Consider the following 25,321-nt stretch of genomic DNA (forward strand, 5'->3'; position numbering starts at 1 on the left):
AATTTTTCGTGTTTTCTTGTACATCTTCATGTCATGCCGACTACATGGTCAGCAGCATGAATTTGTATTTATATTCAATTCCTTCCGGGTCCCCTGTGCTCGTCCGGTGTGTCTTTTTTCTTCCCACGATCTCTCGCGCCTGCGCGTCAATCTGCTCCTGCAAGTCCCGCATAGACCTCGCCTCTTTTCTATATCGTTGAACCTATGATTATTTTACTGTATCGTATGGCAGTATTCAAGAAAAAACCGCATGAGATGGTCATCGCCGCGTCTTTGTGATATGATAGCCGTGAGATATTTTACAGGGGAAGAAAAGGAGCGCTCATGATGAATGAACTCGCACTGAAATACGGCTGCAATCCGAACCAAACGCCCGCGCGCGTCTATGCCGAGGGCGGTCTGCCCTTTACCGTGCTGAACGGACGTCCGGGGTATATCAATCTGCTCGACGCTCTGAACAGCTGGCAGCTCGTACGCGAGCTGCGGGAGATGTCGGGGCTGCCCGCCGCCGCCTCGTTCAAGCACGTCAGCCCCGCGGGCGCAGCGCTCGGACTGCCGCTGCCGGAGACGCTTGCCCGCGTCTGCCACGCGGAGGGGCTCTCCCTCTCTCCCGTCGCCGCCGCCTATGTGCGCGCACGCGGTGCCGACCGCATGAGTTCCTACGGCGACTTTGCCGCCGTCTCGGACATCTGCGACGAGAGTCTCGCGGAGTTCCTGCGCGGCGAGGTCTCGGACGGCATCATCGCGCCCGGCTACACCGACGGTGCGCTCGAGATTTTGAAGAGCAAGCGCAAGGGCAGCTATCTCGTCCTCCAAATAGACGCGGACTACGTGCCGCCCGCGCTCGAGCATAAGGACGTCTGCGGCGTCACGTTCGAGCAGCGGCGCAACGACGTACACATCACCGAGCGCTGTCTCACCGACATTCCGACAGTCAATAAAGACATCCCGGAGCACGCGCGGCGTGACCTCCTGCTCGCCCTCATCACGCTGAAATACACACAGTCCAACTCCGTCTGCTACGCCTCCGGCGGACAGGCGATCGGTGTCGGCGCCGGGCAGCAGTCGCGCGTCCACTGCACGCGCCTTGCGGGGAGCAAGGCGGACACATGGCATCTGCGCCAAAGCCCGCAGGTACTCACCCTCCCCTTCCGCGAGGGTGTCCGCCGCCCCGACCGCGACAACGCGATCGACGTCTACATCACAGGCGACGCGGAGGACTATGCGCAGCTCGCCGCAGATTGGCAACGGCTCTTCACGGAAAAGCCCACCCCCTTTACCACCGAGGAAAAGCGCGCGTATCTGAGAACGATCCGCGGCGTCGCGCTCGGCTCGGACGCGTTCTTCCCCTTCGGCGACAACATTGAGCGCGCACACCGCAGCGGTGTCTCCTACATCGCGCAGAGCGGCGGCTCCATCCGCGACGACAATGTCATCGAGACGTGCGATAAATATGGGATTGCGATGGCGATGACACATATCAGGTTGTTCCATCATTGAGCAATGTGATGTGGGATTTTGGCGCATAACTCGCAGCCCTCCGGACATACAAAAGAGGCGATCTGCGGATCGCCTCTTTTGTTATGCTTGAATCTCTTTTAGAATGCCCAGGTCATCTGTACGCCGCCCGTGATGCCCCGACGTTTGCCGGTCATACCCATGAGATTCACGCCGTAGCTGACGCGGCTCTCTTTCGGGGTGAACCGGTAGCCCAGTTCGAGGATGCCCGTGCTCCCCTTGAGGCTCGGGCTCGGTGTGCTGTACCCTTGGTAGCTCGCTCCTGCTTCGCTGCCGAACTCGTACTCATATGCAAGCCCTGTGTAGAACGCGCCGTTGCCCGGCATCTTGTGCGTATAGCGTGTGCCGATGCGGATGCGGTTGGAGTTGACGCTGTCAAATTCGTACGTCTCGCCCGTGTGCAGGGTTGTTGTATTGCCGCCCTGGTGTGCGTAGAAGTACTTGGCATACCCTTCGATGGTGCTGCCGTTCTTCAGCTCCTTTTCTTGTCCGATGCCGATATGCGCCGCATAGTAGGTGCTGCTGTTGTCATATCCGGTATTCGTGCCGGCGATGTTGCCGCTGTAGTCGCTCTTGACGCGTCCTGCGCGCAGGCTTCCTTCGACATAGGTGCCGCTTGCGCTCTGCACTTTTGCCATGACGCCGCCGCCGAAGTAGCTGGTTTTGCCGTCGCCGTGCGTGCCGTCGTCGAGGTAGGAGTCGTAGTTGCCGCGTCCGTACTCGAGGAACGGTCCATAGGTGACGGTATTGCGTCCGGCGGCGGCTTTCTTAGCAAAGCCGAGGTTGATGTTCCAGCCCTTGGCATCGACGTGCGAGCCGGAGTTCAGACGCAGCGACGAGCCGCCCTGCGCCGCCCAGAGGTTGAAGTCGTTGCTGCCGCCCGGAACCGTCCGGGGCGCAGCGGACGCCGCCTCGATCGCTGCGTTCATTCCGCTGTCCGTGAGGAGATCGGCGCCGCTGTTGATGAGAGCGGCACTTGCCGCACGCGTCTCAACGAGGGATTTGGTCTGCTCATTGAGGGCAACGGAGTTGACCTTCGCGACGAGTTCGTTGTCTGCACGCTTCATGAGGTCAAATCCATAGCGCAGGCTGACACCCTGCATGCCCGTCGTCTTGTTGACGAGATCGCCCGTTGTGAGCGGAACGGCATCTGCATCCGCCATACTGTTGTTCTTATAGGTTTTTATCAGGCTGACGGTATCGCCGATCGAGAGGGTCGGGCGATTGCCCGCAAGCGCAACGCCGATGTTCATGCCGCGCAGGTCTTTGCCCGCGGTCGGCGCGTTCTTGATGTAGAGCATCGTGTCGCGAACTGCGCCCGTCGTGCCTGCGGGGATATAGAAATGCAGGTTCTGCACGCTCGCGTTGTCGATCTCGCCGACCTTCGTATTGAATCCGCGGATGGCGAGAGTATTGTTCAGGCTGCGGTGCGTCGCATTGACAACGCCGCCGCGAACGGCGCCCATAACGTAGCCGCCCGTGAGGTTGACCATATTGCCGACTGCATCGCCGTTCGTCGATTGACCGCCCGTAACATCGCCCTTTACAACAGTTCCGTTCAGCGTCACCATGTTGTAGTTCGCCGTGCCGCCGTAGCCGCCGCCAATGTTCATGCCGATGTATTTGTTGTGGTCGTAATCAGAAGCCCCGATGATGACACGGTTGTAATTTGCCGCAGCACCTTGCCCGCCCTGAACATTTTGATCGATGTCAGGATTGCCGGATATGACGCGGCGGCTGAGCGTGACATTGTCGCCGATATGGACGACGTTGTACGAGCCGGAGCCGCTGCCGGTATTATCCTGCGCAGTGAAGTCATAGCTGCCGCCGCCCGCAACTGCGCCTGTGATGGTCGTGCCGTCCGCAACGGTAACGGTGTTCCTCTCGGCAGTGCCGTTCTTCGCCGCACCGCCGATCACACCGCCGCTGACCGTGCCGCCCGAAACGGAAACATAATTCTGTGACGCCGTACCGTTATCCGTTTCCGAGTGCCCACCGAGTGCGGCAACATGCTGATTGTTGAAATCTGCGCCGCTTACGGTGCCCGCCTTGATCTCAACGGTGTTGTCTGTTGCGGTCGCGCCGTAGCCGCCCGTAATGGAGCGGACGGTATCCGTCGCCGCGCCAAAGTCGAGGACGACGCGGTTGCCGATGGCGCGGCCTGCCGACGTGCGGGTCGCAGGCGTGTCGAAGTTGCTATAGGAAGCGCCGCCGAACGCGTCGTTGATTGTTCCTCCTGTGAGATGCAGCGTGTTGTTCTGCGCCGTACTCTCTGCGGCACCCTTTGTCGCGAGTCCGCCGTAAACGCCGTCCGTGATCTCACCGCCCGAAACGGTGAGCGTATTGTTCTCGACGGTGTTGCCCTTATCGGAGCGGCCGCCCCAGACAACCGCATGATTCTGGTCGGTCGCGGTGTAGGCCGCCTCCGTATTGTTGCGGAAGCGGTAGCCCGTCGCTGTGACTTTCGTATTGTCAGCGTTCTTATCGACGGTCAGCTCATAGTCGCCGTCCGCAGCCCCCAGCTCTTTCGCATGATCGTACGTTGTGCCGAAATCGAGCTTGTCGTTGCCGCCGGCATGCATCAGCGTCCATGTCGATTCATAGGTGCTCGCAGTGCCGCCCGTGCCGTTTTCGACCTTGAGCTTCGACCAGTCGAGCGTCGTCGTCGTTACCGCCGAGGCAGCATCGTCGCCGTCGTTCAGCGTCAGCATGGCGTCTCCGCCGGCTTTGACCGCGTTCAGCGCAAAGGTGATGATGTCGAACTTCTCAACGGTCTTGGCAGACGCTGTGCCGCGGACATTGAGCTTGTTGTCCGTGGCGGCATCCTGATTGCCGCCCGAGATCACGCCGTCGACAGTGATGCCTGTCCCCTCGATGTTGACTGTGTTGTTCGTGGTGACGCCCGTACCGTCGGCCTTGCCGCCGTAGACATCGCCTGTGATATGTCCGCCGCGCAGGTTCACCGTGTTGTACGTCGCGTCGCCCGTCGTCGCCTTCGTATAGCCGCCGTAGACATTGCCGATCGTCTCGGTCGTGCCGACGGTGCTCTCAACATTGACCGTGTTGTAGGTCGAATGCGCCGTCGCCGCCGTCGTATCGGTCATCGCACCGTAGACGTTATTCAGACCGCCGGTCGGCAGCGCCTTTACGGTCAATTCATTGTGGGTCGTCGTTCTTCCCTGATTCGAATAGCCGCCGTAGATATTTCCGTCCGGCGTCGCCTCGCCGCTATATACGGTCTTGGCGTTTTGGTAGCGGTTGTAGTCTGCCGTCACATTCGTTGCACTGCGAATGCCGTCTGTCGTCGTACCTTCGGCGCGTACGGCATATTCGTAGTCGCCGTCGGTTCCCGTACGCTCTGCATACTCAGAAAATTTAAGTGCGTTTGCGGTATTGGAGTGCAGCAGTGTGAAGTAGTTTTTGCCGTTGACCCACCCGACGTATGTCTTCAGTTTATCCGCGTTCAATTGGATATTATCCCATTTGACCGTCATGCCAAAGCCGTCGCTTGTCGTCAGCAGCGTGCCACCGGAGATATTTTTATCCGTCAGATTGAAATTGTACTTCTCAAAATTTCGTATGCCGTAGACACTAATGCCCTGCGCGTTGACGTTCAGCGTATTGCCCTTGATGAGGTCGCTGTCGTTGGTCATAGCGGCGGGCGCGCCGTTATAATAGTAAGAACCATAGAGCCATGTGTTAAGCCTCGCCGTACTAGTGAACGTGCCATCCGCTGCGCCAAGATTGACGGTATTGCCCGCCGCGGCAGCAGCCGTATTTCCGGCAGCCGAGCCAAAGACATAAACAGCGTCCGCGGACATCGTGCCTCCTGTGATTGTGACGGTGTTGCCGGAAACCATTCCCGTTCTGTCCGCATTGCTGTTCTGACCGCCCATGATATAGCCGCCGGTGAACGTGCCGCCCGCCACATTCACGGTGTTGCCCGTCGCGCTGCCGCTTTTATTGTAGGCATAACCTCCGTAGATGTAGGAGCTGTTATATGCGCCTCCTTCTACGGTGACTGTATTTCCTGTTGCATTACCGTCCGCAGCATTCGCGTAGCCACCGAATATCTTCGATATACTGCCCGCGCCGTTCTTGATCGTCACAGTGTTTTTATGCGCGCTCCTGCCGACGCCGCCGTAAATACTGCCCGTCGCAGTTCCGCCCGAAATCTCGACGGTATTTTCCTCGGCAACACCTTTTTCCGCCTGCCCGCCAAAGAGCAGACCGGTACTGTTGCCTGCCTCCATGAACACATGGTTTTTCCGTGCAGATTTCCCCTCTATATCGGTATGTCCGCCGTAGATATAGCTGAGGTTCTTGTTCCCGACGCTCGCCTTGATCGTGACGGTGTTGTTGGTCGCATGCCCCTCGTCCTCGACTGCAGCCGTTCCCGTCGTGTTGCCGCCGTAGATGTTGGTCATGCCGCCGGGCGCCGTCGACGTGACCGTGAGTCGGTTGTTGTCGACGGTATATCCGTACCGCGAGAGCCCTCCCGCGACCGTGGAGGGGTCGTTAGGCCCATTATAGGCGTATTTGATGTCGGCATCTTTGACTTGATTGACCTCGGCATAGATGAAGCCGGCTGTCTTTGTAGCGTCGGAACCGTATACATTGGCACGCAGCCCGTATTCGTTGTTGCCCGCACGCCCCAATGCGCGGTCGCTGTAATTCGTCAGCTTGAGACGGTCCGCGCCGTTGACGTTATGCTTTAAGAGTGCGATGCTGTTCTGTCCCGTCTTCCCGCTGCCCCATGCTTTGAGCTTATCCGCATCGATATGAACGCCCGACCAGTCAAGATTCGTATCGGCATCCTCCGTGAGCGTGAGGAACGTCGTCCCCGGCGCCGTTCCCGCGGGGACGTCAAAGTTGACGGTGGAAAAATTCTTGATATTCTTCGCCGTATAAGCGCCGCGCACATTTAGCGTATTGCCCGTCGTATCGCCCGCATTGCTGCCGCCGTAGATGGTGCCCGTCGTCTTTGCGCCTGCGGCGACGGCGTTCGTACCGTCGCCGATATTGACAGTATTGCCTGTCGTCGCGCCCGTGCCGGAAGCAAATCCGCCGTACACATCGCCGCCGAGCACACCGCCCATGAGGTTGACTGTGTTGCCCATTGCCGCGCCGCCGGTGCTCTTGCCGCCGAAGACCGTATATCCATTGCTGAGCGTGATGCTGTTGATCGTGAGTATATTATGTGCAACGTCGCTCGCATCGGTACCGCCGGACACATCCCCGTTGACCGTTGGTCCCGATGCGCCGACTTCACCCACCGTGATCTTGTTGTCACTGCTGAAGCCTGTTGCCATCGTGCCGTCAATGCCGGCTGTATGCGCCGTATCCGACGATGGGATTGTCGCCGCATGCTCCTCCGCCGCCTGTGCCGACGAAGAAAACAGCAGACTCCCTCCGGCAGACAGGGTGAGCGCTACGCCAAATGCCAGGCGGCGCTGTGCCTTCATTCCTTTGAACATAATGTTCTCCTCCTCATGCATCGTACACGAAACCCACGGCGAGCTGAATTGAACTTAAGCGTCGTATTTCCTACATGTAGAAAATCTCATTAATATCTTAGTTCAATATCATACAGCGGCGGCTTTTTCCCGTCAAGTTTTCATTATAAAGTTATAATTTCAAAGAAAATCATTCATGAATTTTTTGTGAAAGAAATTTCGTTTGTTGGAAAGGGCATCATACGCTGCACATTTTCCTAAATAAATCCGGGCACACGAAAAAGCTCCGTACAGGTCATGTCCTGTACGGAGCTTTCGTATTCTATTGCCGTACGCGATCTATGGCGGCGCAGCATACGGATATAGCGAGGTGCCAGAATCCTTTGTCACACCGCAATCTAAGTGGCGCGGAAGTTTCGATGCAGCGCAAGGAACTAGAAAAAGCCACGCGACGGCGTAGAAAAGCTGCTACGAGCGCAGGATTTTTCGCAGTGACACAGAGATGCGCGAAAATCCCGCGTCACGCCTACTCTTTGATCGAATCCGCGACGACGGCAGCCTTCGCCGTCCCCTCATCGACGCCCGTGACGTTGACGTTCTTGGTGACCTTGGCGTCGTAGGTTTCGCCGCGCATGATTTCGGCGAGGTCGACGCCCGTGGTCTCCTTGATTGTTTGGAAAGTCTTTGCCATGACGATGGGTACGTTGTCGGCGACGGGTCCCATCGCGCCCGCGCCGCTCCCGCTGCCGATGATGGAGACGTTGCCGATGCGCTCCATGGGTTTTGCGACTTCGGCGGCGACTTTCGGGAGGATCTCGACGACCATCTGCGCCATGGCGGCTTTGCCGTATTTCTTCAGCGCTTCGGCTTTGCGATCCATGGCGGCGGCTTCGGCTTCACCTTTCGCTTGGATCGCTGCGGCTTCGGCTTCCCCCTTTGCCTTGATTCCGGCAGCTTCCTGCTCTGCGGAATAGCGAGCGGCGGCAGCGCGGGCTTTCTGCGCTTCGGCGGCGCGCTCCTGTTCGTAGAGGGCGGCTTCGGCTTCGCGCTGGCGCTTGGCGAGGTCGGCGGCAGCTTTTTGCTCAACGGCGTATTTCTCGGCGTCGGCTTGTTTTTGAATCTGCGCGGCGAGTTCCTGCTCGCGGACGGAGACTTCCTGCTTTTTCAGCTCTTGATCACGTTCCGCCTTTGCGATCTGGGCGTTGACGGTCGCGGTCTGGATGGATTTCTGCTGTTCCTGCGATTGGATTTCGTAGGCGGCATCGGCTTCGGCGCGCTTGATGTCCGAGGCTTTTTTCAGCTCCGCCTGCCGGATAGCGAGATCGGTGTTGCGCTGGGCGATTTCGAGGTTTGCCTGCACCTGCGCGTCGTTGGCTTCTTTTTGTGCCTGTGCTTTGGCGACGGCGACGTCGCGCTCGGCTTCGGCGCGGGAGATCGCGGCGCGTTTTTTGATGCGCGCGGTGTTGTCGGCGCCGAGGTCGACGATGAGTCCGTTGTCGTCGGTGACGTTTTGGATGTTGCAGGAAATGATCTCGATGCCGAGTTTTTTCATATCCTGTGCGGCTTTGATGACGACCTGATCGGAGAAGCTGTCGCGGTCGGTGTTGATCGCCTCGAGGGTGAGTGTTCCGATGATTTCGCGCATGTTGCCCTCGAGGGAGTCCTGGAGATCCTTTGCGATCTCGGCGGCGGTGAAGTTGAGGAAGTTGCGCGCGGCGAGCTGCACGCTCTCTTCGTCCCGCCCGACCATGACTTTCGCAACGGCGTCGACGTTGACGTTGATGTAGTCGTTGGTGGGGACGGAGGTCTCAGTCTTGATGTCGACGGAGATCTGTCCGAGGAAAAGGGTGTCCATGCGCTCGAGGAAGGGGATGCGCACGCCGCCCTGTCCGATAAGGATGCGCGGGGTGCGTTTGAGTCCCGAGATGATGAGTGCGGTCGACGGAGGCGCTTTGACGTAGGCATAGACGATGCCGGCAGCGATGATGATGAGCAGTATGACTGCGGCGGGGATGCCTGCTGTGATGATAAGGTTCGACATAGTGCTGCGGCGCGATATGCGCCGCGCCCACCTCCTTTGGATGAAAAATATAATGATGACGACGCTAGGCGCGAAAATCCCGCGTCACGGCACGCACCACACCGCAGCGTAAGTGACGCGGAAGTTTCGATGCATAGCTAGACATGAGGAGAATCCAAGCGAAGGCGTAGTTAAGAGCTACGTCGAGCGCAGGATTCGACGAATAACGACGCTAGGCGCGAAAATCCCGCGTCACTTCTAAAAAAGGAAGGCTTTCGCCTTCCTTCTACTATATCTCTCGTTTCTTAATATATAATTGTATTTCGCTCATTTCTTTGCAAATGTGCCGCTGACGAACCGTTCAAAGAGGATCAGCACGAGGATGAACACGCCGAGCCCGAGGTACTCCGCCGTTCCTGCGAAGTCGCCGCCGACGAGACGGAGCGGCTCTTCGCCGCCGCCGCCGGAGACGGAGACAACGATAAGTCCCGCGAGCAGGACGCCGATGATGGACTCGCCGACGATGAGTCCGGAGGCGAAGAGTGTGCCGCGGCGTCTTGCCTCGGATTCCTCCTCCGCGCCGGACGTCGCCCGTATGCGCTTGTTGATGATGTAGCCGAAGATCGCACCGACAATGAGCGGCGTCTGTACGGACGGCGGCAGGTAGATGCCCATGCCGACGGCGAGCGGCGGCAGGTAGAGACTGCGCGTCATGCGCTTGAGGGATACGTCGGCGAGCACGAGCAGGACGCCGATGCCGATGCCCATGTAGATATACTCCCACGCGATCTGACCGGAGAAAATGCCCTGCGCGATGGTGGTCATAAGGGTTGCCTGCGGCGCGGCGAGTGCCTGTGCGGGATCCATGTCGGGGCGCGGGAGCGCGCCGGTGAAGCCGTACGCCTCATAGAGGAGGTTCAGCACGGGCGCGATGACGAACGCGCCGACGACGCACCCGAGGAGGAGCGCGACCTGCTGACGCCACGGCGTCGCGCCGACGAGGTAGCCGGTCTTGAGATCCTGCATGTTGTCGTTCGAGATGCAGGCGATCGCGAGGATGATACTCGTGGTGAAGATCGCGGTCGCGGTCGCGAACTTCTCACCGCCCGGCAGTGCAAAGACGCCGAACGACGAGCAGAGCGCGTACATCACGAGCGAAGAGACGATGATGCCGAGGATGCCGATGCCCGAGATGGGGCTCGACGAGGTGCCGACAAGTCCTGCCATATACGCGCAGGCAGCGGCGACGAAGAAGCCCATGAGGACGGCAACGAGCACGCCGACCACGACGATGGAAAGTGACTGCCCTACGGGCAACATCTCAGGTGCGACAAATACATAGAATATGCCGAGGAGCCCGACAACTGTCACGGCAAAGACCAGCAGAATGGAGTTCAGCGACATGTCAATGTCCATACGGTGCAGTTTTTTCTGCTCCTGCGGCATCCGCATCATGCGGAACGACTCGCGGATGCCGTCAATGACGGGACGCGAGAGTGTGATCAGCGTCCAAATCGCCGCAACGCCCATCGCGCCTGCGCCGATGAAGCGGACTTTGTTGCGGTAGACGTCATTGGCAAACTGCTGCATCGTCATGCCGTCCGGCATGGGCAGCGTGTTCGTGAAATACGGGACAAAGACGCCCCACGCGATCAGAACGCCGATGAGGATCGCAATGCCGCTCCCGATGCCGATGAGGTAGCCCGCGCCGACGAGTGCGGAGGAGTAGCCGAGCGGCATCTGCGTCATGCCTTTGCCGACGTTCATCCATACGGTGAACGTACTCGTGAGGACTTGGAAGCCGCTCGTGCAGAGCGCGATGAAGCCGCCGATGATGCTCCCGGAGAAGATCTCGCGCAGCCCCGCGCCGGCGGGCGATCCGTCAACGGTTTCCTTTGCGCCCGCCTTGAGGATCTCCGCCGCGGCGAGTCCCTCGGGATACGGCAGGTCGCTGTGGACGACCATGGCGCGGCGCAGGGGAATCGTGAAGAGCACGCCAAGACAGCCGCCGCACGCAGAGACCAGCAGTGTCTGCCAGAACTCAAACCCCTGCCAGTAGCCGATCATGAGCATACCGGGGATGATGAAGATGATCGATGAGAGCGTACCCGCCGCGGACGCCTGCGTCTGTACCATGTTGTTCTCGAGGATGTTGGCATCCTTTGCCATCTTGAGCACCGCCATCGAGATGACGGCGGCAGGGATCGCCGAGGAGAACGTCAGACCGACCTTGAGCCCGAGGTACACATTCGACGCGGTAAAGATGATGGTGAGAATCGCGCCGAGCAGCATTCCTCGAACGGTGAGTTCAGGCAGACGCAGTTCGTGCCGCATAAACTCGGTTTCTTCGTGCTTCATACATGCATTGCTCCTTTTCAATTTTATAAAAATCGTTTTTTATTATATCATAATTTACAGATATAGGAAAGAAACAGAGGTCCTATGTTAAAGGTATACAATGAAGTCTTTCGGCTCTGTAAATGAGAAAGAAATCTATTCCGCCTTGAACTTCGGTAATCGGGGGCGTATAATACCCCGTAAACAATCGTATTAACGAAAAGATTGCAATATTACAAAAAGGATCGGAGGTTCTTATGAAGATCAAGTTGGAAGGAGTTGCGGAGACTCTGCTGACGACGCTGTATGTGCGCGCAAAGGACGCCGCGGCACCGAAGTCGGTGCTGCACGATACGAAGTCGGCGGAGATCGCCGCGATGCTCGATTATGACTTTGCGCAGTTCAAACACGCGTGGGCATCCTATTACGGCGTGCTCGCGCGCGCAAAGACCATCGACGCCCAGATCCGCAAATTCCTCGCGGCGCACCCCGGCAGTGTCGTTGTCTCGGTCGGCAGCGGTCTTGACACGCGGTTCTCCCGTGTCGACGACGGGAGCGTTCTGTGGTACGATCTCGATTTCCCCGAGGTCATCGCGTGGCGCAAACAACTCTTTGAGGGAAATCCACGCGTACACTGTATCGCGAAATCAGCGCTCGATCCCTCGTGGACGCAGGATGTTGAGACGGACGGGCGTCCGCTCCTCATCGTCTCCGAGGGCGTTCTCATGTACCTCGAGGAGAGCGACGTGCAGCGCTTCCTCCGCATCCTCACCGACGGATTTTCGGAGTTTACGGCATATTTTGACCTGATTTCCACCTACACACAGAAACAGAGCAAACGCCACGACATGATCAAGAATATGAACGCCCCGTTCCGATGGGGCGTCAAGGACGGCAGCGAGGTCGTCCGACTCGAACCGCGGCTGCGGCAGATCGGGCTCATCAACTTCACCGACGAGATGCGCCGGCTCCTGCCCGGTTGGAAAAAACTCTTCATCCCGATCTTCTACCTCGTCAACAACCGACTGGGGATGTATACCTACACGCGTGAAAAATAGGATTTGTTCCACATTCCGCCCACCGGTGATACGCGCGCATCACTCGCAGGAGGGCACGGCACGCCGTGCCCTGTAACGATTCATAGCGGCATATCTATCAGAAAAGGACTGTAACAGCCGTGTCAAAAACACGATTTTGTTACAATCCTTTTTCGATATGGTTTCAGCCGAAGGCGACATCGCCTAGCTTTCGTTGTTCTCTTCCCTGGCGAACGCAAGAATCGTCTCCTCGGGCAGATCGAGAAGCGCCGCGATCTCGGCGGGCGCCATCTTGGCGCGCAGCATACGGCGGGCAGTCCCTTTTTGGACTTCGGCGCGTCCTTCGGCATGTCCCTCGGCGCGCCCCTCAGCACGCCCTTCGGCGCGTCCCTCGTCAAGTCCTGTTCTCCGCTCCCAATTCATTGCGCTGACGACGTCATGTTCCTTCATTTCCTCGCTAAGATAGGCAAGACGGAGCGCTTTATCGCGCATGAACCTGTCCGTTGCCGTCCATGCTTCTTTGATTGCCGGTTCGCTCATGGCAAGTTCCTCCATTTCCTCATGCGATAATTTGTTGCTCAGATATGCCATCTACTTTTCGAGGAGACGCATACCGCGCAGATCTTTGATCTCGGTCGTGACTTTCGACAGTTCGAGGAAGATCATTATAGGAAGTTTTCGGATTGCGGTCAATGGGAAGTAAGGCGGGAAGTTCTACGCGCAAAGCTCCCGGCGTTCGGCGCTTGGCAGAACCTCTTCGAGCGCGGCTTTCGCGCGGTCGATTGCGATGCGCAGTTCCTCGCGCGTGATATTGAGCGCGGGGTTGAAGTAGAGGACGTCGCCGAGGGGGCGCAGGAGGAGTCCGCGGCGCAGGGCGCGCTTGTAGATTTCATAGCCTGTGCGTCTCTGTGGGAGCGGCGTTTTCGTCTCTTTATCAGCGACCAGCTCGATAGCGTGAATGAGACCGATGTGGCGGATCTCGCCGACGTTCGGATGTGCGCCGAAGGCGTCCTGCATCTCGGCGGTCAGCCACGCCGCGGTCTCGCCCGCCCGCGCGAGGATGTTTTGTTCGCGCATGACGCGGAGCACTGCGCGCGCCGCTGCGCAGCCGAGCGGGTTGCCCGCGTAGGTGTGACTGTGCATGAAGGCGCGCCCCGCCGCGTAGTCCGCATAGAACGCTTCATAAATATTTTCACGCACGCAGGTAATGGACATCGGCAGATAGCCGCCCGTCAGCCCCTTCGAGAGACACATGATGTCGGGCGTGATGCCCGCATGGTCGGAGGCGAACATCTTGCCCGTGCGCCCGAATCCCGTTGCAATCTCGTCGCAGATGATCTTTACATCGTACGCGTCACAGAGTGCACGCAGCTTCCTCAGATAGAGCGGCGGATAGATGCGCATCCCCGCGCAGCCCTGGAGGAGCGGCTCTACGATGATCGCAGCCGTCTCGTGCGCATGCCGGGCAAAGGCGCGCTCCGCGTGCTCGAAACACGGGCAGTCGCAGCGCTCGCGTGTCTCGCCGTACGGACAGCGATAGCAGTCGGGCGCCTCCACATGAATGTTGTCCATCATCATCGGGCGGTACATCTCGGCGAAGAGATCCATGCTCCCCACGGAGAGCGCGCCGATCGTCTCGCCGTGGTACGCCTCCGAGAGACACATGAACCGTTGTTTCTCGGGCTTTCCCGTCTGTAAATAGTACTGGAACGACATCTTGAGCGCGCACTCGACCGCCGCCGAACCGTTGTCGTTGAAGTGAAACTTCGTCAGTCCCGGCGGCACAATATCCGCCAGCTCCTCGGCAAGGCGGATCGCCCCTTCGTGGGAAAAGTTGGCAAAGATGACATGCTCGAGCGTATCAAGCTGCTCCTTGACCGCGCGGTTAATGTCCGGGTTGCAGTGCCCGAGGAGGTTCGCCCACCACGAGCTGACAATATCGAGATATTTCTTCCCGTGAATGTCCTCTAGCCATACGCCTTCGCCGCGCGCCACGACGATGGGCGGCAGCTCCTCATAATCCTTCATCTGCGAGCAGGGATGCCAGATGTGCGCGAGATCCCGCTCCTCCAAGGTACGTTCTTTCGGTTTCATTGCTCTCCTCTTTTCAGTGATACAGTGCCGCGAGCCGGGGCGCATCGATCTCGAGTTCCGCGGCGTTCGATGCTACCGCCGCGATGACCGGGATGCCTGTGATTTCCTCGATCATGCGGCGATTATCCTCCTCCATCGGATTGCCCGTATGATAGTTGTTGAGGATCACGCCGCGCACGGGGATCTCGCGCCGCTGTAAATGCTCGATGGTCAGCACCGCCGCGTTGATCGTTCCGAGCCCCGCATCCGCGACGACGATCGTGCCGAGACCGAGCATCTTGATGAGATCGTCCAAAATCAATTTTTGCTCGGCGTCCCAGCGCAAGGGACAGATGATGCCGCCGCTGCCCTCCATCGTCAGCAGCTCGTAGTAGTCCATTGCGCGTGCAAAATCCGCGCGCACGCGCTCGGGATCGATGGGACGATCGTTCCACAGCGCCGCCAGATGCGGCGACACCGCCTCCCGGTAGACGTAGGAGACCGCTGCAGGACCGCCCGGCGGAATCCCCGCCGCCTCCTGCACATGGCGCACATCGCCCGGCACGAGGGTGCCCTGCGCATCCGGCACCGCCCCCGAGAGCGCGGCTTTATAGTAACCCGCCCGATAGCCCGCATCGCGGAGTTTCTTCACGATCAGCCCCGTCACATAGGTCTTGCCGACGTCCGTGCCCGTCCCGGTCACAAAAAGCGCTTTTCCCATCGATTACACTTCTTTCACTTGAACATGTGCCGGCACACTCTGCCACGCGCCCGCCCGCCGGAAGCGCACGGCGAGCCACGCCGCTGCGCCGCAGATGAGGAGATCGGGCGGCGTCTGGAGGATGCCGCAGTAGAGAATCGCCGTCCAGAGCGCGATCGGCGCCTCGAGCAGATAGTTCGACGCGAGATAGAACCAACTGATGCCGATGCCGTAGACGATCGCCATCCCGCCGAGGTTTACGAGCAGCAGCCGCCGAACGCCCGGCTCCGCCGTTTGCCGCGCCCACCGCCCGCAGAAATACGCCTGCACGATGAAGCCGAGCAGATAGCCGAACGTCGGCTGAAAGAGATACCCCGGCCCCCGCCCATCGCAAAGACCGGCACGCCCACGAGACCGAGCAGCACATAGGCGCCGACTGCGATCGCTCCGAGCCGCGCCCCGAGCACGAGCCCCGCCAGCAGCGTAAACAGGAACTGCAAGGTGTAGACATCCGTCCCCACCGGGATGCGGATCCACGATCCCACCGTAATGAGCGCGATGAAAATCCCGCAGCGTACCAACTCTCGAACCTCCAAATGTTTCACAGAAACACGCCTCCTTTATTTGTTCGGTTTATGATAACTCTAAATATATCTTATTGTCAACAATATTTCAAAAATTAGTTTACCGTATTTTTCAAGTATTTTGGACGTGTCCGTTCCTAAGTATCCGCATATGCACATCAAAAAACCGCCGCATCACTGTTCAATGACAGGGTGGACGGTTCTTTGTATACGGTACGTATGCTGTCTGCCGTACCTTAGGCTGCGCTTACACGTCGAATGTCTCGATCTGCCCTTTGATTGCGCGAACCTCCTCGGCAAGCTGACGTGCGACATCTGCCATTTCGTTGATCGCGTGTGTCTGCTGCTGGACGCTCGCCGCCATCTCCTCAGTGCTCGCGGCACTGTTCTGCGCGCTGCCTGCCAGCGAGCCGACGAGCGGCACAATTTCCTTGACGTTGGCAAAGATATTGGAGAGTGCATGCTCCAGATTGCCGACGGCACGCTCCATCCGCTCAATGGATCCCGCAATATTCGTATAGTTGTTGCGCGTCGACTCGATTGCTGCCGCTTGCGCCTCAGCAGACGACTCGACATCCCTGATACAGGTCACGGTATTCTCCGAGTCGCGCTGCAGGGCGAGAATGACGGATTTGATATCATTTGTAAAGAGGCCGGTCTGCTCTGCGAGCTTGCGCACCTCGCCCGCAACGACGGCAAATCCGCGCCCTGTCTCGCCTGCGCGCGCAGCTTCGATCGCCGCATTCAGCGCGAGGAGCTGTGTCTGTTCGGCGATGGACTCAATCATCGTGCTCGCTTCGCCAATTTTTCCTGCACTCGCATGGCTCTCCGTGACGAGGGCTGCAATACGCGCGACATTATCATTCACCTGCTTGGTCTCACGCAGCAGAGCCTCCACCGCTCGCGATCCATGCTCTTTTTCTTCGTTCACCATGCTGCTGACCTCCTTCAGGTCATGCAGCATCGTCTCATTTTCCCGCAGCGCCGTCTCAATGGACCGGATGTTGTCGTTGATATTCTGCGTGTGCATTGCCTGATCGGTCGCACCGCTTGCGATACTCTCGATGGTGCGGCTGATCTGTTCGCCGGACTCCAGAACGCTCGTATTGGATTGACTGAGCGTCGTTGACATATCGCCGAGTGCCGCTGCACCATGCGCGAGCGAGCCGACCATCGTCTTGATCTGCGCGCTGAAATCGTTCATCGTACGTGATAGGACGCCGATCTCATCCGCACTGTCATTTTTAAAAAGAAAGAATTTAGCATGCTATTGATTGACAAAGGAGTATACAATCATGCCTGTGATCGCTCGATTCTACGGTCTTGTTATATAAGATGTATTTTAACAGGCGGAGCACAATCCTCCTCATTTTCATGTTGTATACGGCGAATATATCGGTGCCTTTGAGATTCAAACCCTGTGGATGATGGAGGGAGGCTTGCCCGTGAAGGCACAAGCACTTGTACAGGAATGGGCTGCGCAGCATACAGAGGAGTTGCTTCGCATCTGGAACACGCAGGAATTTATCAGGCTTCCCCCGCTTGAATAATCATTGTCCTGTGAAAAAGGAGGACACAACCGATGTTTCACAAGGTCAAAACGGTACGACCGTTGGCGGAATATACACTGCTTGTCGACTTCATGACAGGCGAGCGCAAGCATTATTACATTTTACCGCTTTTGAGCAGATTCGATACATTCCGGACGCTGACACAGATCAAGGGATTATTTGAGCAGGTGAAGGTGGGCGCCGGCGGATATGGGGTCAGCCGGAACGATGAGGTCGATCTGTCCTGCAGCGAGCTTTACGAAAACGGCGTAAGCATATAAGCACTATGGAAAAAGAAAGGAAGGGGATTTTATGAAGGCAAAGGCACTGCTTTTTGCACTGATGATTTCTGCGATAGGAGAGACGGCAATGGCGGCACAGACAATGCCGGATATGCGCGATGCGGAGATGGGCGGCGCGCCCGCCCTAGCGGAGCGGCCGGTTGTGATTCCGGAGGGGAGCGAGCGGCTCGACGTCACGAAGACGCGCCGACCGCGATCTTCCCGCAGCCGCTGCAGGATATGAAGGCGGCCGTGCGCTATCTGCGCGCGAATGCGGCGAAGTTCAACATCGATCCCGCGCACATCGGCATCATCGGCGGCTCTGCGGGCGGCTATCTCACCGCGATGATGGGCACGACCAACGGTGACAAAGAGTTCGACGTCGGCGAGCACCTTGACGAGTCGAGCGACGTTCAGGCTGCGCTCGATATGTACGGTCTCTCGGATCTGACAAAGGTCGGCGACGACTATTCGGACGAGGTAAAGGCGGTGCATCGATCTGCGGGCGCGACGGAAGAGCTGTGGGTGAACGGCTCGCCCGTATTCGGCGGCAGGGACGGCGGCATCCTCGCCAATCCCGAAGGCGCAAAGGCTGCAAACCCCATTACCTATATCTCGAAGAAGACCGCGCCGTTCATGTTCATGCACGGCACGAGCGACACGTCGGTCTCGCCGAGCCAGACGAATCTCCTGCACGAAGCCCTGCGCGCACGCGGTCTCGCCTCGACGAGCTACGTCATTCCGTACGCGCTCCACGGCGGCGATTACTGGGTGCAGCCGGAGGTCATGAAGGTCATCATCGCGTTCTTTGACAAGTATTTGAAGGGTGCCGACGGGAAATAACATACGCATCAAAAAAGCTGCTGCCTTCGCACATTCTAGTGTACGTGGGCTGCAGCCTTTTCTTATACGCTTTTCGATACGGTGTGCTCCGCTGCAGGATCCTTTTTTCGCTTGAAACATCCAAACAGGATAAAGATCAATTGTGCGATACAAATCGTCAGCAAGAACCACAGAATACTGACGAAGATCGTCGAACCGTAGGGCCCCATCGAATTTTGCACCCGGAACGGATCCGGCGGCATAAACGTGACCCGCACCCATACATAGAGGATATTCAGAGCCGTAAGCGCAAGGAAGGTGCCGAGCGGGATCCACAGATACTTCAGCGGGCGCCCCGCATCCCGCAGACGGCAAACGGCGAGATATAGCTGCGGCACAAGCGGCAGCGCGGGCGCAAGCGGCAGACACAGCGTGTAAACACAATAATCCACAAAATCCAATGTGTACCGATCCGGCGCGTCCGGCAGCCGCTCCGCCGCAGGCACAAAGATCGGCGCTAAAACCTGCATCATCAGCGCGGAAAGGACATCGACAACCTCGCCCCAATGCCAGAGAATCCAAATCCCTGCCGCAGTCAAAATGCCGGAACAAAGCACATAGGGGAGCGGTGATATTCTCCGGTCAAAGACCGCGCGAAGTTTTTGCATCAGAGGCTCCTTCTCGTAAAGCACGGGTTTTATTCAAAAACGACCGCATATCGTCCATGCCCCCGACGAACCGACAGATTCATTTTTTTGTAAGTCCGTGCGGGCACAATGGCGCGGCATAATCCCCGCCGTGCTGTCACCGCGTGCCGCCGCAACACAAAAGGGAGGCTCCCCCGCCCGCGGGGGGCAATCTCCCTGTGTCGTCTCTATAAAAATTACTTCACACCGAGCGCACGCGATGCCGTACCGTCAATATCGACGGTGCTGTAGTAGCCGGAATCGACGAGGACGCTCTTATAATTCGACGCGTCGACGAGCGTTCCCTTCAGCACATGCGCGGGGACAACTTTTTTCCCGTTCATGAAATTCTGCGTGTCGTTGATCTCGGGCTGCTGCTTCCCGGCGATCGCCTCGACCATCTTTGCCGTCTCGAGCGCGAGCAGCCGCGTGTCCTTAAAGACGGACATAGTTTGCTCTCCTCCGATGAGCGCCTGCACATTCGGCAGGTCGGCATCCTGCCCCGTGAGCACAGGCATCGGACGCGCCGCCGAGCCGTAACCCGCGTCCTTCAGCGCAGCGAGGACGCCGAGTGCGATGGAGTCGTTCGCCGCGAGCACGGCGTCAAGGCTGCCCGTCTCATACTGCTTGAGAAGCCCCGCCATGCGCTCCTTTGCCATCAGCGTCGCCCAGCCGGGCGTCGCGCACTGTTCCTGCGAGCGCTGCCCCGAGCGAATCGTGAGCTGCCCCTTGTCGATGTAAGGCTTCAGCACATCCATTGCGCCCGCATAGAGCACCTTAGCGTTGCTGTCCTCCATGGGGCCCGCCGCGATCTCGAGCGTGCCCTGTTTCCCCTCCGCAAGACCGAGCTTGTCCACAATGGTCTGTGCCTGCATCCGTCCGACGGCATAGCTGTCGAACGTCGCATAGTAATCGACCGCATCCGTCCCCATGAGGAGGCGGTCATAGGCGATGACGGTCACCCCCGCCTGCTGCGCGCGCTCAATCACCGGGCGGAGCACATCGCCGTCCACCGCGGCGATGACAAGCACCTTGCAGCCCTCGCCGATCATCTGCTCGAGCTGCGTCTTTTGCTTTTCCGCGTCGTTGTCCGCAAACATGATGTCGACATCGAAATCGCGCCCGCGCAGCTCCGTCTCGAGATACGCGCCGTCCCGGTTCCATCGGAGCAGCTGCTGTGCCGGCATCGCGACGCCCACCTTTGTCCCGCTGTTGTCACGCGGTACGACGTCCGTTCCGCCGCAGCCCGCGAGACTCAATATTGCAGCGACAATCCCCGCATAGAAAAAAATTCTCCCCATTCGCATACCATCATCCTCCTGATCCGTGTATCAAGCCTCTGCAGGAAATCCCATGGATGTACCGTGAACGATCGTATACCTTTTTCTCATTGCTCTATGTTCAGTTCGTATATATATCTCTCTTTAATGCTATCCTATCAACCGGTATGATATTTGTCAAGGAAAAGGGGGACGGGAATATACGGTATATAAAAAGATTGCCGCAGAAGGTCTTCCTGCGGCAATCTTTTCTCTCAGCACGGCAAAACGCCGCTCATATTTAGGTGTTTTTTGCGATAATCGCACCGATGACGGCACCCGCAATCGCAGCGGTGTTGACGCTGCCCTGCGAGTACCCGCCCCGGCGGCTGCGATCGCGGCGCTCCCGATCGCGGCGATCCGCTTCACGGCGATCTCGATCCCGGCGTTCACGCTCGTATTCACGATCCCGGCGCGCGCGCTCATAATCCCGATCGCGGTGGAATCCCCGGTCGTCCCTCCGGTCACGATCCCGGCGCGCAAGCGTGATCATATCGCCCCCATTATATGAGTATGAAAGCGGCATATAGACGTCATCCGCCTTCTCGGCATGCACAGACTCTTCGGGATGCGCCGGCATGTGCACCTCATCCGCCTCGTCCGGCGGCATCGCCTCTTCGGGATGCGCCGGCATGTGCACCTCGTCCGCCTCGTCCGGCGGCACTGCCTCGTCGGGATGTGCCGGCACATGCACCTCGTCCGCCTCGTCTGCCGCCACTGCCGCGCGAACGGCTATATCGTCGTACGCAAATACGACGCTCCCTCCTCCATAACTCATAATACCTATCAGCATAACGGCAATATTCTTTTGCAAACGTTTTGTTATCATCTTTATCGCTTCCTTTCCGGCAGCAGCATTCTTCACCGCCCCGCTTTCTACGCATAACATACGATAAGCAGATGTGATGCGATTTAGGTCTTGGTATAAGTTCCGTTAGGAATAAAGTTTTACATATTGGATTTACACCCCAACAGGCTGCGCTGTTTGATAAATGCAGCGTCCCTCAGCAAGAAGCCGCGCCAATATGACGGTGTCATGCAAAAATAATATGCCCCTCTTTACCGAATGTCCGGTAAAGAGGGGCATATTGCTCCGACCTTTGTGAGGCTTTTTTCTCTGTTTTCTTAAGAAATATACTATCAACTCTGTACTGCCTGAGCAATCCCTTTGATCATATACATCACTGCTGTCGCGCCGGGATCCTGCCGGCCGATCGATTTTTCTTGATAATAAGCGGCGCGCCCGTGGACGGACTGCATGGATTTCGTCTTCTCCACGCCGTCCTTTGCCGCCTCATAGGCTTTTTTCCATGCAGCAGCGAGGGAATCCCCCGCTGCTGCCGCTGCGCCGAGCGCTTCGACGGCGGGATACAGCGCGTCGAGCATGGTCTTATCGCCGGGCTTTGATTTGCCCCGCTCCATGACGCCTGCAACGGCCCCTTTTCCCATCTCCGCCAGATCGGCGAGGGTGAGCTGCGTCTTTCCCTTAGCGGCGGGCGCCGCCTTGAGGAAGCAAGTGGCAATGAGCGTTCCCATCGTAGACGGAACTGTGCTGTTCATCTTCATGCCGAGCTTCATCATGAGCTTGCCCATGTCGGTCTCATCCAGCGCGCGGATTTCTTCCGCAACGGCGGTAAATCCATGTACCATTGTGAGTCCGAGATCGCCGTCGCCCATAGCGCCGTCGAGTTCGAGGAGCTCCTCTTTTGCCCCTTCCATAACGCGGACAATTTCGTCAAGAATCTGTGTCAGTTCTTCCTTCCGAACGATATCCACCGTGCGCCTCCTTACCTTGACTGCTCAAAAAACGGGGATCGGCAGGGCGCGTCGATATATTTCTTCAGCTCGTCGTCCAGACGCAGAAGCGAGACGGACATCCCCGCCATCTCGAGCGACGTGGCAAACTCCCCGACGTATTTGCGATGAATCGTAATGCCCTTGTCCTTTAGCATCGCCGCAGCTCTCCGATAGGCGATATAGAGCTCCTCCTTCGGCGTGGCGCCCAGTCCGTTGACGAGGACGGCGGCCGAATCCCCGGATGCAAACGGAAGATCCTCCAAAATACGCGAGAGCATGACGTCGACGGTTTCATCGAGGACCTTGAGCTTTGTGCGCTCAATGCCGGGCTCGCCGTGAATGCCCATGCCGATCTCCATCTCGTCGTCGCCGATCGAGAAGGTCGCCTTGCCCGCTTCCGGCACAATGCACGGGGTGAGCGCAACGCCCATCGTACGCGTATTGTCAACCGTCTTTTGCGCGATGCGCGCGACCTCGTCCAAGGAGAGCATCTCCTCGGCAGCCGCTCCCGCGGTCTTATAGGCGAATACGAGACCCGCGACGCCGCGGCGCTTATCCTCGCTACCCTTGGGCGCGGAGGCGACATCGTCCGTGACGAGGACCTCCCGCACCTCGATGTCGTCCATTTCGCACAGATCTTTTGCCATGCCGAAATTCATGATGTCGCCGCCGTAGCGACCATAGAGATGGAGAATCCCCGCCCCGCTGTGCACGGCTTTGTCCACTTCATACATATCCTCAGCGCTCGGTGAGGCGAACACGTTGCCGATTGTGACGCCGTCGCAAAGCCCATAGCCGACATATCCGAGGAATACGGGCAGGTGTCCCGAGCCGCCGCCTGTCGTAATGGCGACCTTCCCTTCCTTCTTCTCATCGGCACGCACCATCCGGTGCCAGCTGTCGCCGACGAGTTTCAGCTGGTCGGAATGCGCCGCAATGATGCCCTCCACCGTCTCGCGCGCAAAATCTTCCGGCCGATTGATCAGTTTCTTCATCGAAGAACCCCCTCCTCTTGGCGGAACCACATCCGTCCTATTACTATTTTTGAAGCAGTTTGATTTCCTTCGGATATTCCCATTTCTGCAGCTCGCTCTTCGGCACTGCCGGAGGTTCCTTGCCGCCGAGAACGGTCAGCGTCGTGAGATAGATCTCGGCCAGCTCCTCCACATAGGAGGCTTTCAAAAGCGCTTCCTTCAGCTCACACGCATCGACGGCGATGACGCCGTGCTTCTCCATGAGCGCGACATCCGAGATTTTCAGCGGCTCGACAATCGATTCGGCGAGCGCAGGGGTGCCGGGGCGCCCATAAGGCGCGACGGGGATATACCCCTCCTTGCAGCCAAGCGCCGCAATCTCATAGACGACCGCAGGGATCGGCTTATTGAGCACGGCAAACGCCGTTGCCGTTTTAGAATGCGTATGTGCGATGGCATGAAGCTCGGGACGCGTCTTATATGCCATTAAGTGCATCAGCGATTCGCTCGTCGGGCGCTGCCCCGTCTCCGCTTCCACCACCTCGGCATCGAGGGTCATAACGACGATGTCATGATAGGACATCTCCTCACGATCCATGCCCGTAGGCGTGATGCAGACCAGCTGTGACTCCTCATCGCGTATGCTGAAATTGCCGGACCGATGCTTGCACAGGCCCATGCGGTCCGCCTGAAGCGCATATGCGGCGACTTGCTTCTTCAACGATTCTAACATAGCGTAACCTTCCTTTCACAGCGCATCGGCAACGAGAACACCCGCATTACTTGCCGGCGGCCTCAAGCTCCGCGTCGCGCTTTTTCATCCGCTTAAAGTACCAAACGAACATCGCGCAGAACAAGACGAAAAGACCGATGCCCGCAGGCTCTCCGTTGAACATATGGGCAAGCGACCACCGGAGTTCCGGAACCTCCAGCTGAATCCATGTGATGTACTGCCCCGCCTGTACCTGCAGCGTACCGGACTGCGCGGCCATATCGGTCAGCATCCCGGCAAAGCTTGTCGCAACCCAGAGATACGTCGGCGTCGCAATGATGCAGATGATGATCATGCGCAGGAGATTTCCTCCCGTGACGATCAGCGCCGGAACCGCGACGACAACGTTGATGACCGACGCAAGCGGAATCACATTATTCATGTCAAAATAACTGAGACCCACGGCCCACAGCAGCTCAAACGGCACGAGAATGATCGCCGTAACCCAGAGCTCCGAGGATCCCGCAAGAAACGGCCAGTCCAATCCGACATAGAATTCACGGCCCTTGAAACGCGCCTTCATGAACGCACCCGCCGCATCCGCGATCGGTGCGAGCGCCTGCATAAAGAGCTTTGCAACCATGGGGAAAAGGACGAGCGATGTCGCAACCTGCATGGCCGTCGTGAGAACGCCCTTGAGATCATATCCGCCCATGACGGCAATCAATGCGCCGATCAAAAAGCCCATGACGCTGTTCTCACCGAAAAGGCCGAGTTTCTTGCGCATATCCGCCGCGTTCATATTCACCTGATTGAGTCCGGGGATAAAATCCAGCACACGGTTGATCGCGGAGAGCAGCGGCGCCTGCAGCATCATCGGATGCGTGCATGTCACACCCGGAATCTTACAGATACGATACAGCTGTTTTTGAATAAGATCGCCGTTGATCAGCTCAAAGACAATCTGAATCCCCGCGGCAATCAAGCCGAAGGCAAGGCTGCCGGTCAGCCCCATCACCATCGCCGCGACAAAAATCTTGCCCCAAACGTTCCAAAGATCCACATTCAAGCAGTTCGTCCACTTGAGCGCAAGCATGAGGATATTGATTGCAATCTGCACGGGAAACAGGATCAGCGCATACGGCCATGCCCATGCAATGGCCGCGATCGGCGACCATCCGACATCGATGGCCGTCAGCTGCAGCCCCGTATGCTCGACCAGCGCCGTCGCAGCAGGACCGATGGCATCGAACATAAATCCGAGGATCACGTTCATACCGGTAAACGCAATGCCAAGGGTGAGGCCCGCCGAGATCGCCTTTTTGAGCGACATCCCCATGGCAAGCCCCAGAACGATCATAACGAGCGGCAGGAAAATCGCCGCGCCCAGACCTAGGATATAATTTACTGCGTCCAACATAGATACCCCTCCGAAAAACACTTCACCACAGCAGG

20 protein-coding genes and 2 pseudogenes are annotated in these 25,321 nt (G+C 58.1%); 6 read left to right on the top strand and 16 right to left on the bottom strand.

What is annotated here, in order from left to right:
* Positions 1-40: 40 nt before the first annotated feature.
* Positions 41-172, bottom strand: coding sequence for a hypothetical protein (locus HMPREF9162_RS12880; RefSeq protein ID WP_009439482.1), 132 nt, complete (start codon positions 170-172; stop codon positions 41-43).
* A gap of 155 nt (positions 173-327) precedes the next feature.
* Between HMPREF9162_RS12880 and HMPREF9162_RS11195 the strand changes: the two genes are divergently transcribed.
* The gene (locus tag HMPREF9162_RS11195) at positions 328-1,500 is read left to right on the top strand and encodes a phosphoribosylaminoimidazolecarboxamide formyltransferase (RefSeq protein ID WP_083801397.1); all 1,173 of its coding nucleotides are present in this window, start codon (positions 328-330) and stop codon (positions 1,498-1,500) included.
* Positions 1,501-1,598: 98 nt separating this feature from the next.
* Here HMPREF9162_RS11195 and HMPREF9162_RS11200 read toward each other — a convergent pair whose 3' ends face one another.
* The 3 genes from HMPREF9162_RS11200 to HMPREF9162_RS11210 all read right to left on the bottom strand — a co-directional run bounded on the left by HMPREF9162_RS11200 (position 1,599) and on the right by HMPREF9162_RS11210 (position 11,352).
* Positions 1,599-6,995 carry an autotransporter outer membrane beta-barrel domain-containing protein gene (locus HMPREF9162_RS11200; protein WP_009439290.1) on the bottom strand — a complete coding sequence of 1,799 codons (5,397 nt, stop codon included), beginning with the start codon at positions 6,993-6,995 and terminating at the stop codon, positions 1,599-1,601.
* A 505-nt stretch (positions 6,996-7,500) separates the two neighbouring features.
* On the bottom strand, positions 7,501-9,015 hold the full coding sequence (locus HMPREF9162_RS11205) for a flotillin family protein (protein ID WP_009439341.1): 1,515 nt from the start codon (positions 9,013-9,015) through the stop codon (positions 7,501-7,503).
* A 306-nt stretch (positions 9,016-9,321) separates the two neighbouring features.
* A complete protein-coding gene (locus HMPREF9162_RS11210; RefSeq protein ID WP_009439434.1) occupies positions 9,322-11,352 on the bottom strand; it encodes an OPT family oligopeptide transporter in 2,031 nt (676 codons plus the stop codon).
* Positions 11,353-11,588: 236 nt separating this feature from the next.
* Here HMPREF9162_RS11210 and HMPREF9162_RS11215 point away from each other — a divergent pair, with 236 nt between their 5' ends.
* Positions 11,589-12,389 (top strand): class I SAM-dependent methyltransferase, encoded by an 801-nt coding sequence (locus HMPREF9162_RS11215; RefSeq protein ID WP_009439502.1) that lies wholly within the window; start codon positions 11,589-11,591, stop codon positions 12,387-12,389.
* A gap of 183 nt (positions 12,390-12,572) precedes the next feature.
* Here the strand turns inward: HMPREF9162_RS11215 and HMPREF9162_RS11220 are convergent, their stop codons facing one another.
* From HMPREF9162_RS11220 to HMPREF9162_RS11240, 5 genes and pseudogenes are all read right to left on the bottom strand, one after another.
* Entirely contained in the window at positions 12,573-12,908 is a 336-nt protein-coding gene (locus HMPREF9162_RS11220) for a hypothetical protein (RefSeq protein WP_254655395.1), read from the bottom strand.
* A gap of 174 nt (positions 12,909-13,082) precedes the next feature.
* Positions 13,083-14,462 carry an adenosylmethionine--8-amino-7-oxononanoate transaminase gene (bioA, locus tag HMPREF9162_RS11225; protein ID WP_009439455.1) on the bottom strand — a complete coding sequence of 460 codons (1,380 nt, stop codon included), beginning with the start codon at positions 14,460-14,462 and terminating at the stop codon, positions 13,083-13,085.
* 13 nt (positions 14,463-14,475) lie between these two features.
* On the bottom strand, positions 14,476-15,162 hold the full coding sequence (gene bioD / locus HMPREF9162_RS11230) for a dethiobiotin synthase (protein ID WP_009439428.1): 687 nt from the start codon (positions 15,160-15,162) through the stop codon (positions 14,476-14,478).
* A 3-nt stretch (positions 15,163-15,165) separates the two neighbouring features.
* A pseudogene (locus HMPREF9162_RS11235) lies at positions 15,166-15,746 on the bottom strand (biotin transporter BioY).
* Positions 15,747-15,972: 226 nt separating this feature from the next.
* Positions 15,973-16,929: a methyl-accepting chemotaxis protein gene (locus HMPREF9162_RS11240; protein WP_009439464.1), complete on the bottom strand. Its 957-nt coding sequence runs from the start codon at positions 16,927-16,929 to the stop codon at positions 15,973-15,975.
* Positions 16,930-17,089: 160 nt separating this feature from the next.
* Here HMPREF9162_RS11240 and HMPREF9162_RS12625 point away from each other — a divergent pair.
* The 4 genes and pseudogenes from HMPREF9162_RS12625 to HMPREF9162_RS11260 all read left to right on the top strand — a co-directional run.
* Positions 17,090-17,275 (top strand): annotated as a pseudogene (locus HMPREF9162_RS12625) (DUF4160 domain-containing protein); the annotation flags it as partial.
* A gap of 32 nt (positions 17,276-17,307) precedes the next feature.
* Positions 17,308-17,556, top strand: coding sequence for a DUF2442 domain-containing protein (locus HMPREF9162_RS11250; RefSeq protein ID WP_009439381.1), 249 nt, complete (start codon positions 17,308-17,310; stop codon positions 17,554-17,556).
* A gap of 31 nt (positions 17,557-17,587) precedes the next feature.
* Positions 17,588-17,800 carry a hypothetical protein gene (locus tag HMPREF9162_RS12835; RefSeq protein ID WP_037350657.1) on the top strand — a complete coding sequence of 71 codons (213 nt, stop codon included), beginning with the start codon at positions 17,588-17,590 and terminating at the stop codon, positions 17,798-17,800.
* Positions 17,797-18,399: a prolyl oligopeptidase family serine peptidase gene (locus HMPREF9162_RS11260; protein WP_009439533.1), complete on the top strand. Its 603-nt coding sequence runs from the start codon at positions 17,797-17,799 to the stop codon at positions 18,397-18,399. The genes HMPREF9162_RS12835 and HMPREF9162_RS11260 overlap by 4 nt, the downstream gene beginning before the upstream one ends.
* A 62-nt stretch (positions 18,400-18,461) precedes the next feature.
* Here HMPREF9162_RS11260 and HMPREF9162_RS11265 read toward each other — a convergent pair whose 3' ends face one another.
* From HMPREF9162_RS11265 to HMPREF9162_RS11300, 7 genes are all read right to left on the bottom strand, one after another.
* Positions 18,462-19,046, bottom strand: coding sequence for a hypothetical protein (locus tag HMPREF9162_RS11265; RefSeq protein WP_009439513.1), 585 nt, complete (start codon positions 19,044-19,046; stop codon positions 18,462-18,464).
* Positions 19,047-19,261: 215 nt separating this feature from the next.
* A complete protein-coding gene (locus HMPREF9162_RS11270) occupies positions 19,262-20,371 on the bottom strand; it encodes a sugar-binding protein (RefSeq protein ID WP_009439390.1) in 1,110 nt (369 codons plus the stop codon).
* Between the two features lie 253 nt (positions 20,372-20,624).
* Positions 20,625-21,212: a hypothetical protein gene (locus HMPREF9162_RS12430; RefSeq protein WP_050782898.1), complete on the bottom strand. Its 588-nt coding sequence runs from the start codon at positions 21,210-21,212 to the stop codon at positions 20,625-20,627.
* A 311-nt stretch (positions 21,213-21,523) separates the two neighbouring features.
* Entirely contained in the window at positions 21,524-22,159 is a 636-nt protein-coding gene (gene dhaL / locus HMPREF9162_RS11285) for a dihydroxyacetone kinase subunit DhaL (protein WP_009439369.1), read from the bottom strand.
* Between the two features lie 11 nt (positions 22,160-22,170).
* Complete coding sequence (locus tag HMPREF9162_RS11290; RefSeq protein ID WP_009439287.1) at positions 22,171-23,175, bottom strand: dihydroxyacetone kinase subunit DhaK; 1,005 nt, start codon at positions 23,173-23,175, stop codon at positions 22,171-22,173.
* 43 nt (positions 23,176-23,218) lie between these two features.
* On the bottom strand, positions 23,219-23,887 hold the full coding sequence (locus tag HMPREF9162_RS11295) for a class II aldolase/adducin family protein (protein ID WP_009439354.1): 669 nt from the start codon (positions 23,885-23,887) through the stop codon (positions 23,219-23,221).
* Between the two features lie 46 nt (positions 23,888-23,933).
* Complete coding sequence (locus tag HMPREF9162_RS11300; protein WP_009439395.1) at positions 23,934-25,286, bottom strand: PTS galactitol transporter subunit IIC; 1,353 nt, start codon at positions 25,284-25,286, stop codon at positions 23,934-23,936.
* Positions 25,287-25,321: the final 35 nt, after the last annotated feature.

It is taken from the genome of Selenomonas sp. oral taxon 137 str. F0430, from assembly GCF_000183625.1.
GTDB classification, from domain to species: Bacteria; Bacillota; Negativicutes; order Selenomonadales; family Selenomonadaceae; genus Centipeda; species Centipeda artemidis.

Excerpts from the sequence above, each read along its gene's own strand:
- HMPREF9162_RS12880 (WP_009439482.1), bottom strand. The coding sequence starts at position 172 with ATGCGGGACTTGCAGGAGCAGATTGACGCGCAGGCGCGAGAGATCGTG.
- HMPREF9162_RS11195 (WP_083801397.1), top strand. The coding sequence starts at position 328 with ATGAATGAACTCGCACTGAAATACGGCTGCAATCCGAACCAAACGCCC.
- HMPREF9162_RS11200 (WP_009439290.1), bottom strand. The coding sequence starts at position 6,995 with ATGTTCAAAGGAATGAAGGCACAGCGCCGCCTGGCATTTGGCGTAGCG.
- HMPREF9162_RS11205 (WP_009439341.1), bottom strand. The coding sequence starts at position 9,015 with ATGTCGAACCTTATCATCACAGCAGGCATCCCCGCCGCAGTCATACTG.
- HMPREF9162_RS11210 (WP_009439434.1), bottom strand. The coding sequence starts at position 11,352 with ATGAAGCACGAAGAAACCGAGTTTATGCGGCACGAACTGCGTCTGCCT.
- HMPREF9162_RS11215 (WP_009439502.1), top strand. The coding sequence starts at position 11,589 with ATGAAGATCAAGTTGGAAGGAGTTGCGGAGACTCTGCTGACGACGCTG.
- HMPREF9162_RS11220 (WP_254655395.1), bottom strand. The coding sequence starts at position 12,908 with ATGAGCGAACCGGCAATCAAAGAAGCATGGACGGCAACGGACAGGTTC.
- bioA (WP_009439455.1), bottom strand. The coding sequence starts at position 14,462 with ATGAAACCGAAAGAACGTACCTTGGAGGAGCGGGATCTCGCGCACATC.
- bioD (WP_009439428.1), bottom strand. The coding sequence starts at position 15,162 with ATGGGAAAAGCGCTTTTTGTGACCGGGACGGGCACGGACGTCGGCAAG.
- HMPREF9162_RS11240 (WP_009439464.1), bottom strand. The coding sequence starts at position 16,929 with ATGAACGATTTCAGCGCGCAGATCAAGACGATGGTCGGCTCGCTCGCG.
- HMPREF9162_RS11250 (WP_009439381.1), top strand. The coding sequence starts at position 17,308 with ATGTTTCACAAGGTCAAAACGGTACGACCGTTGGCGGAATATACACTG.
- HMPREF9162_RS12835 (WP_037350657.1), top strand. The coding sequence starts at position 17,588 with ATGAAGGCAAAGGCACTGCTTTTTGCACTGATGATTTCTGCGATAGGA.
- HMPREF9162_RS11260 (WP_009439533.1), top strand. The coding sequence starts at position 17,797 with ATGAAGGCGGCCGTGCGCTATCTGCGCGCGAATGCGGCGAAGTTCAAC.
- HMPREF9162_RS11265 (WP_009439513.1), bottom strand. The coding sequence starts at position 19,046 with ATGCAAAAACTTCGCGCGGTCTTTGACCGGAGAATATCACCGCTCCCC.
- HMPREF9162_RS11270 (WP_009439390.1), bottom strand. The coding sequence starts at position 20,371 with ATGCGAATGGGGAGAATTTTTTTCTATGCGGGGATTGTCGCTGCAATA.
- HMPREF9162_RS12430 (WP_050782898.1), bottom strand. The coding sequence starts at position 21,212 with ATGATAACAAAACGTTTGCAAAAGAATATTGCCGTTATGCTGATAGGT.
- HMPREF9162_RS11290 (WP_009439287.1), bottom strand. The coding sequence starts at position 23,175 with ATGAAGAAACTGATCAATCGGCCGGAAGATTTTGCGCGCGAGACGGTG.
- HMPREF9162_RS11295 (WP_009439354.1), bottom strand. The coding sequence starts at position 23,887 with ATGTTAGAATCGTTGAAGAAGCAAGTCGCCGCATATGCGCTTCAGGCG.
- HMPREF9162_RS11300 (WP_009439395.1), bottom strand. The coding sequence starts at position 25,286 with ATGTTGGACGCAGTAAATTATATCCTAGGTCTGGGCGCGGCGATTTTC.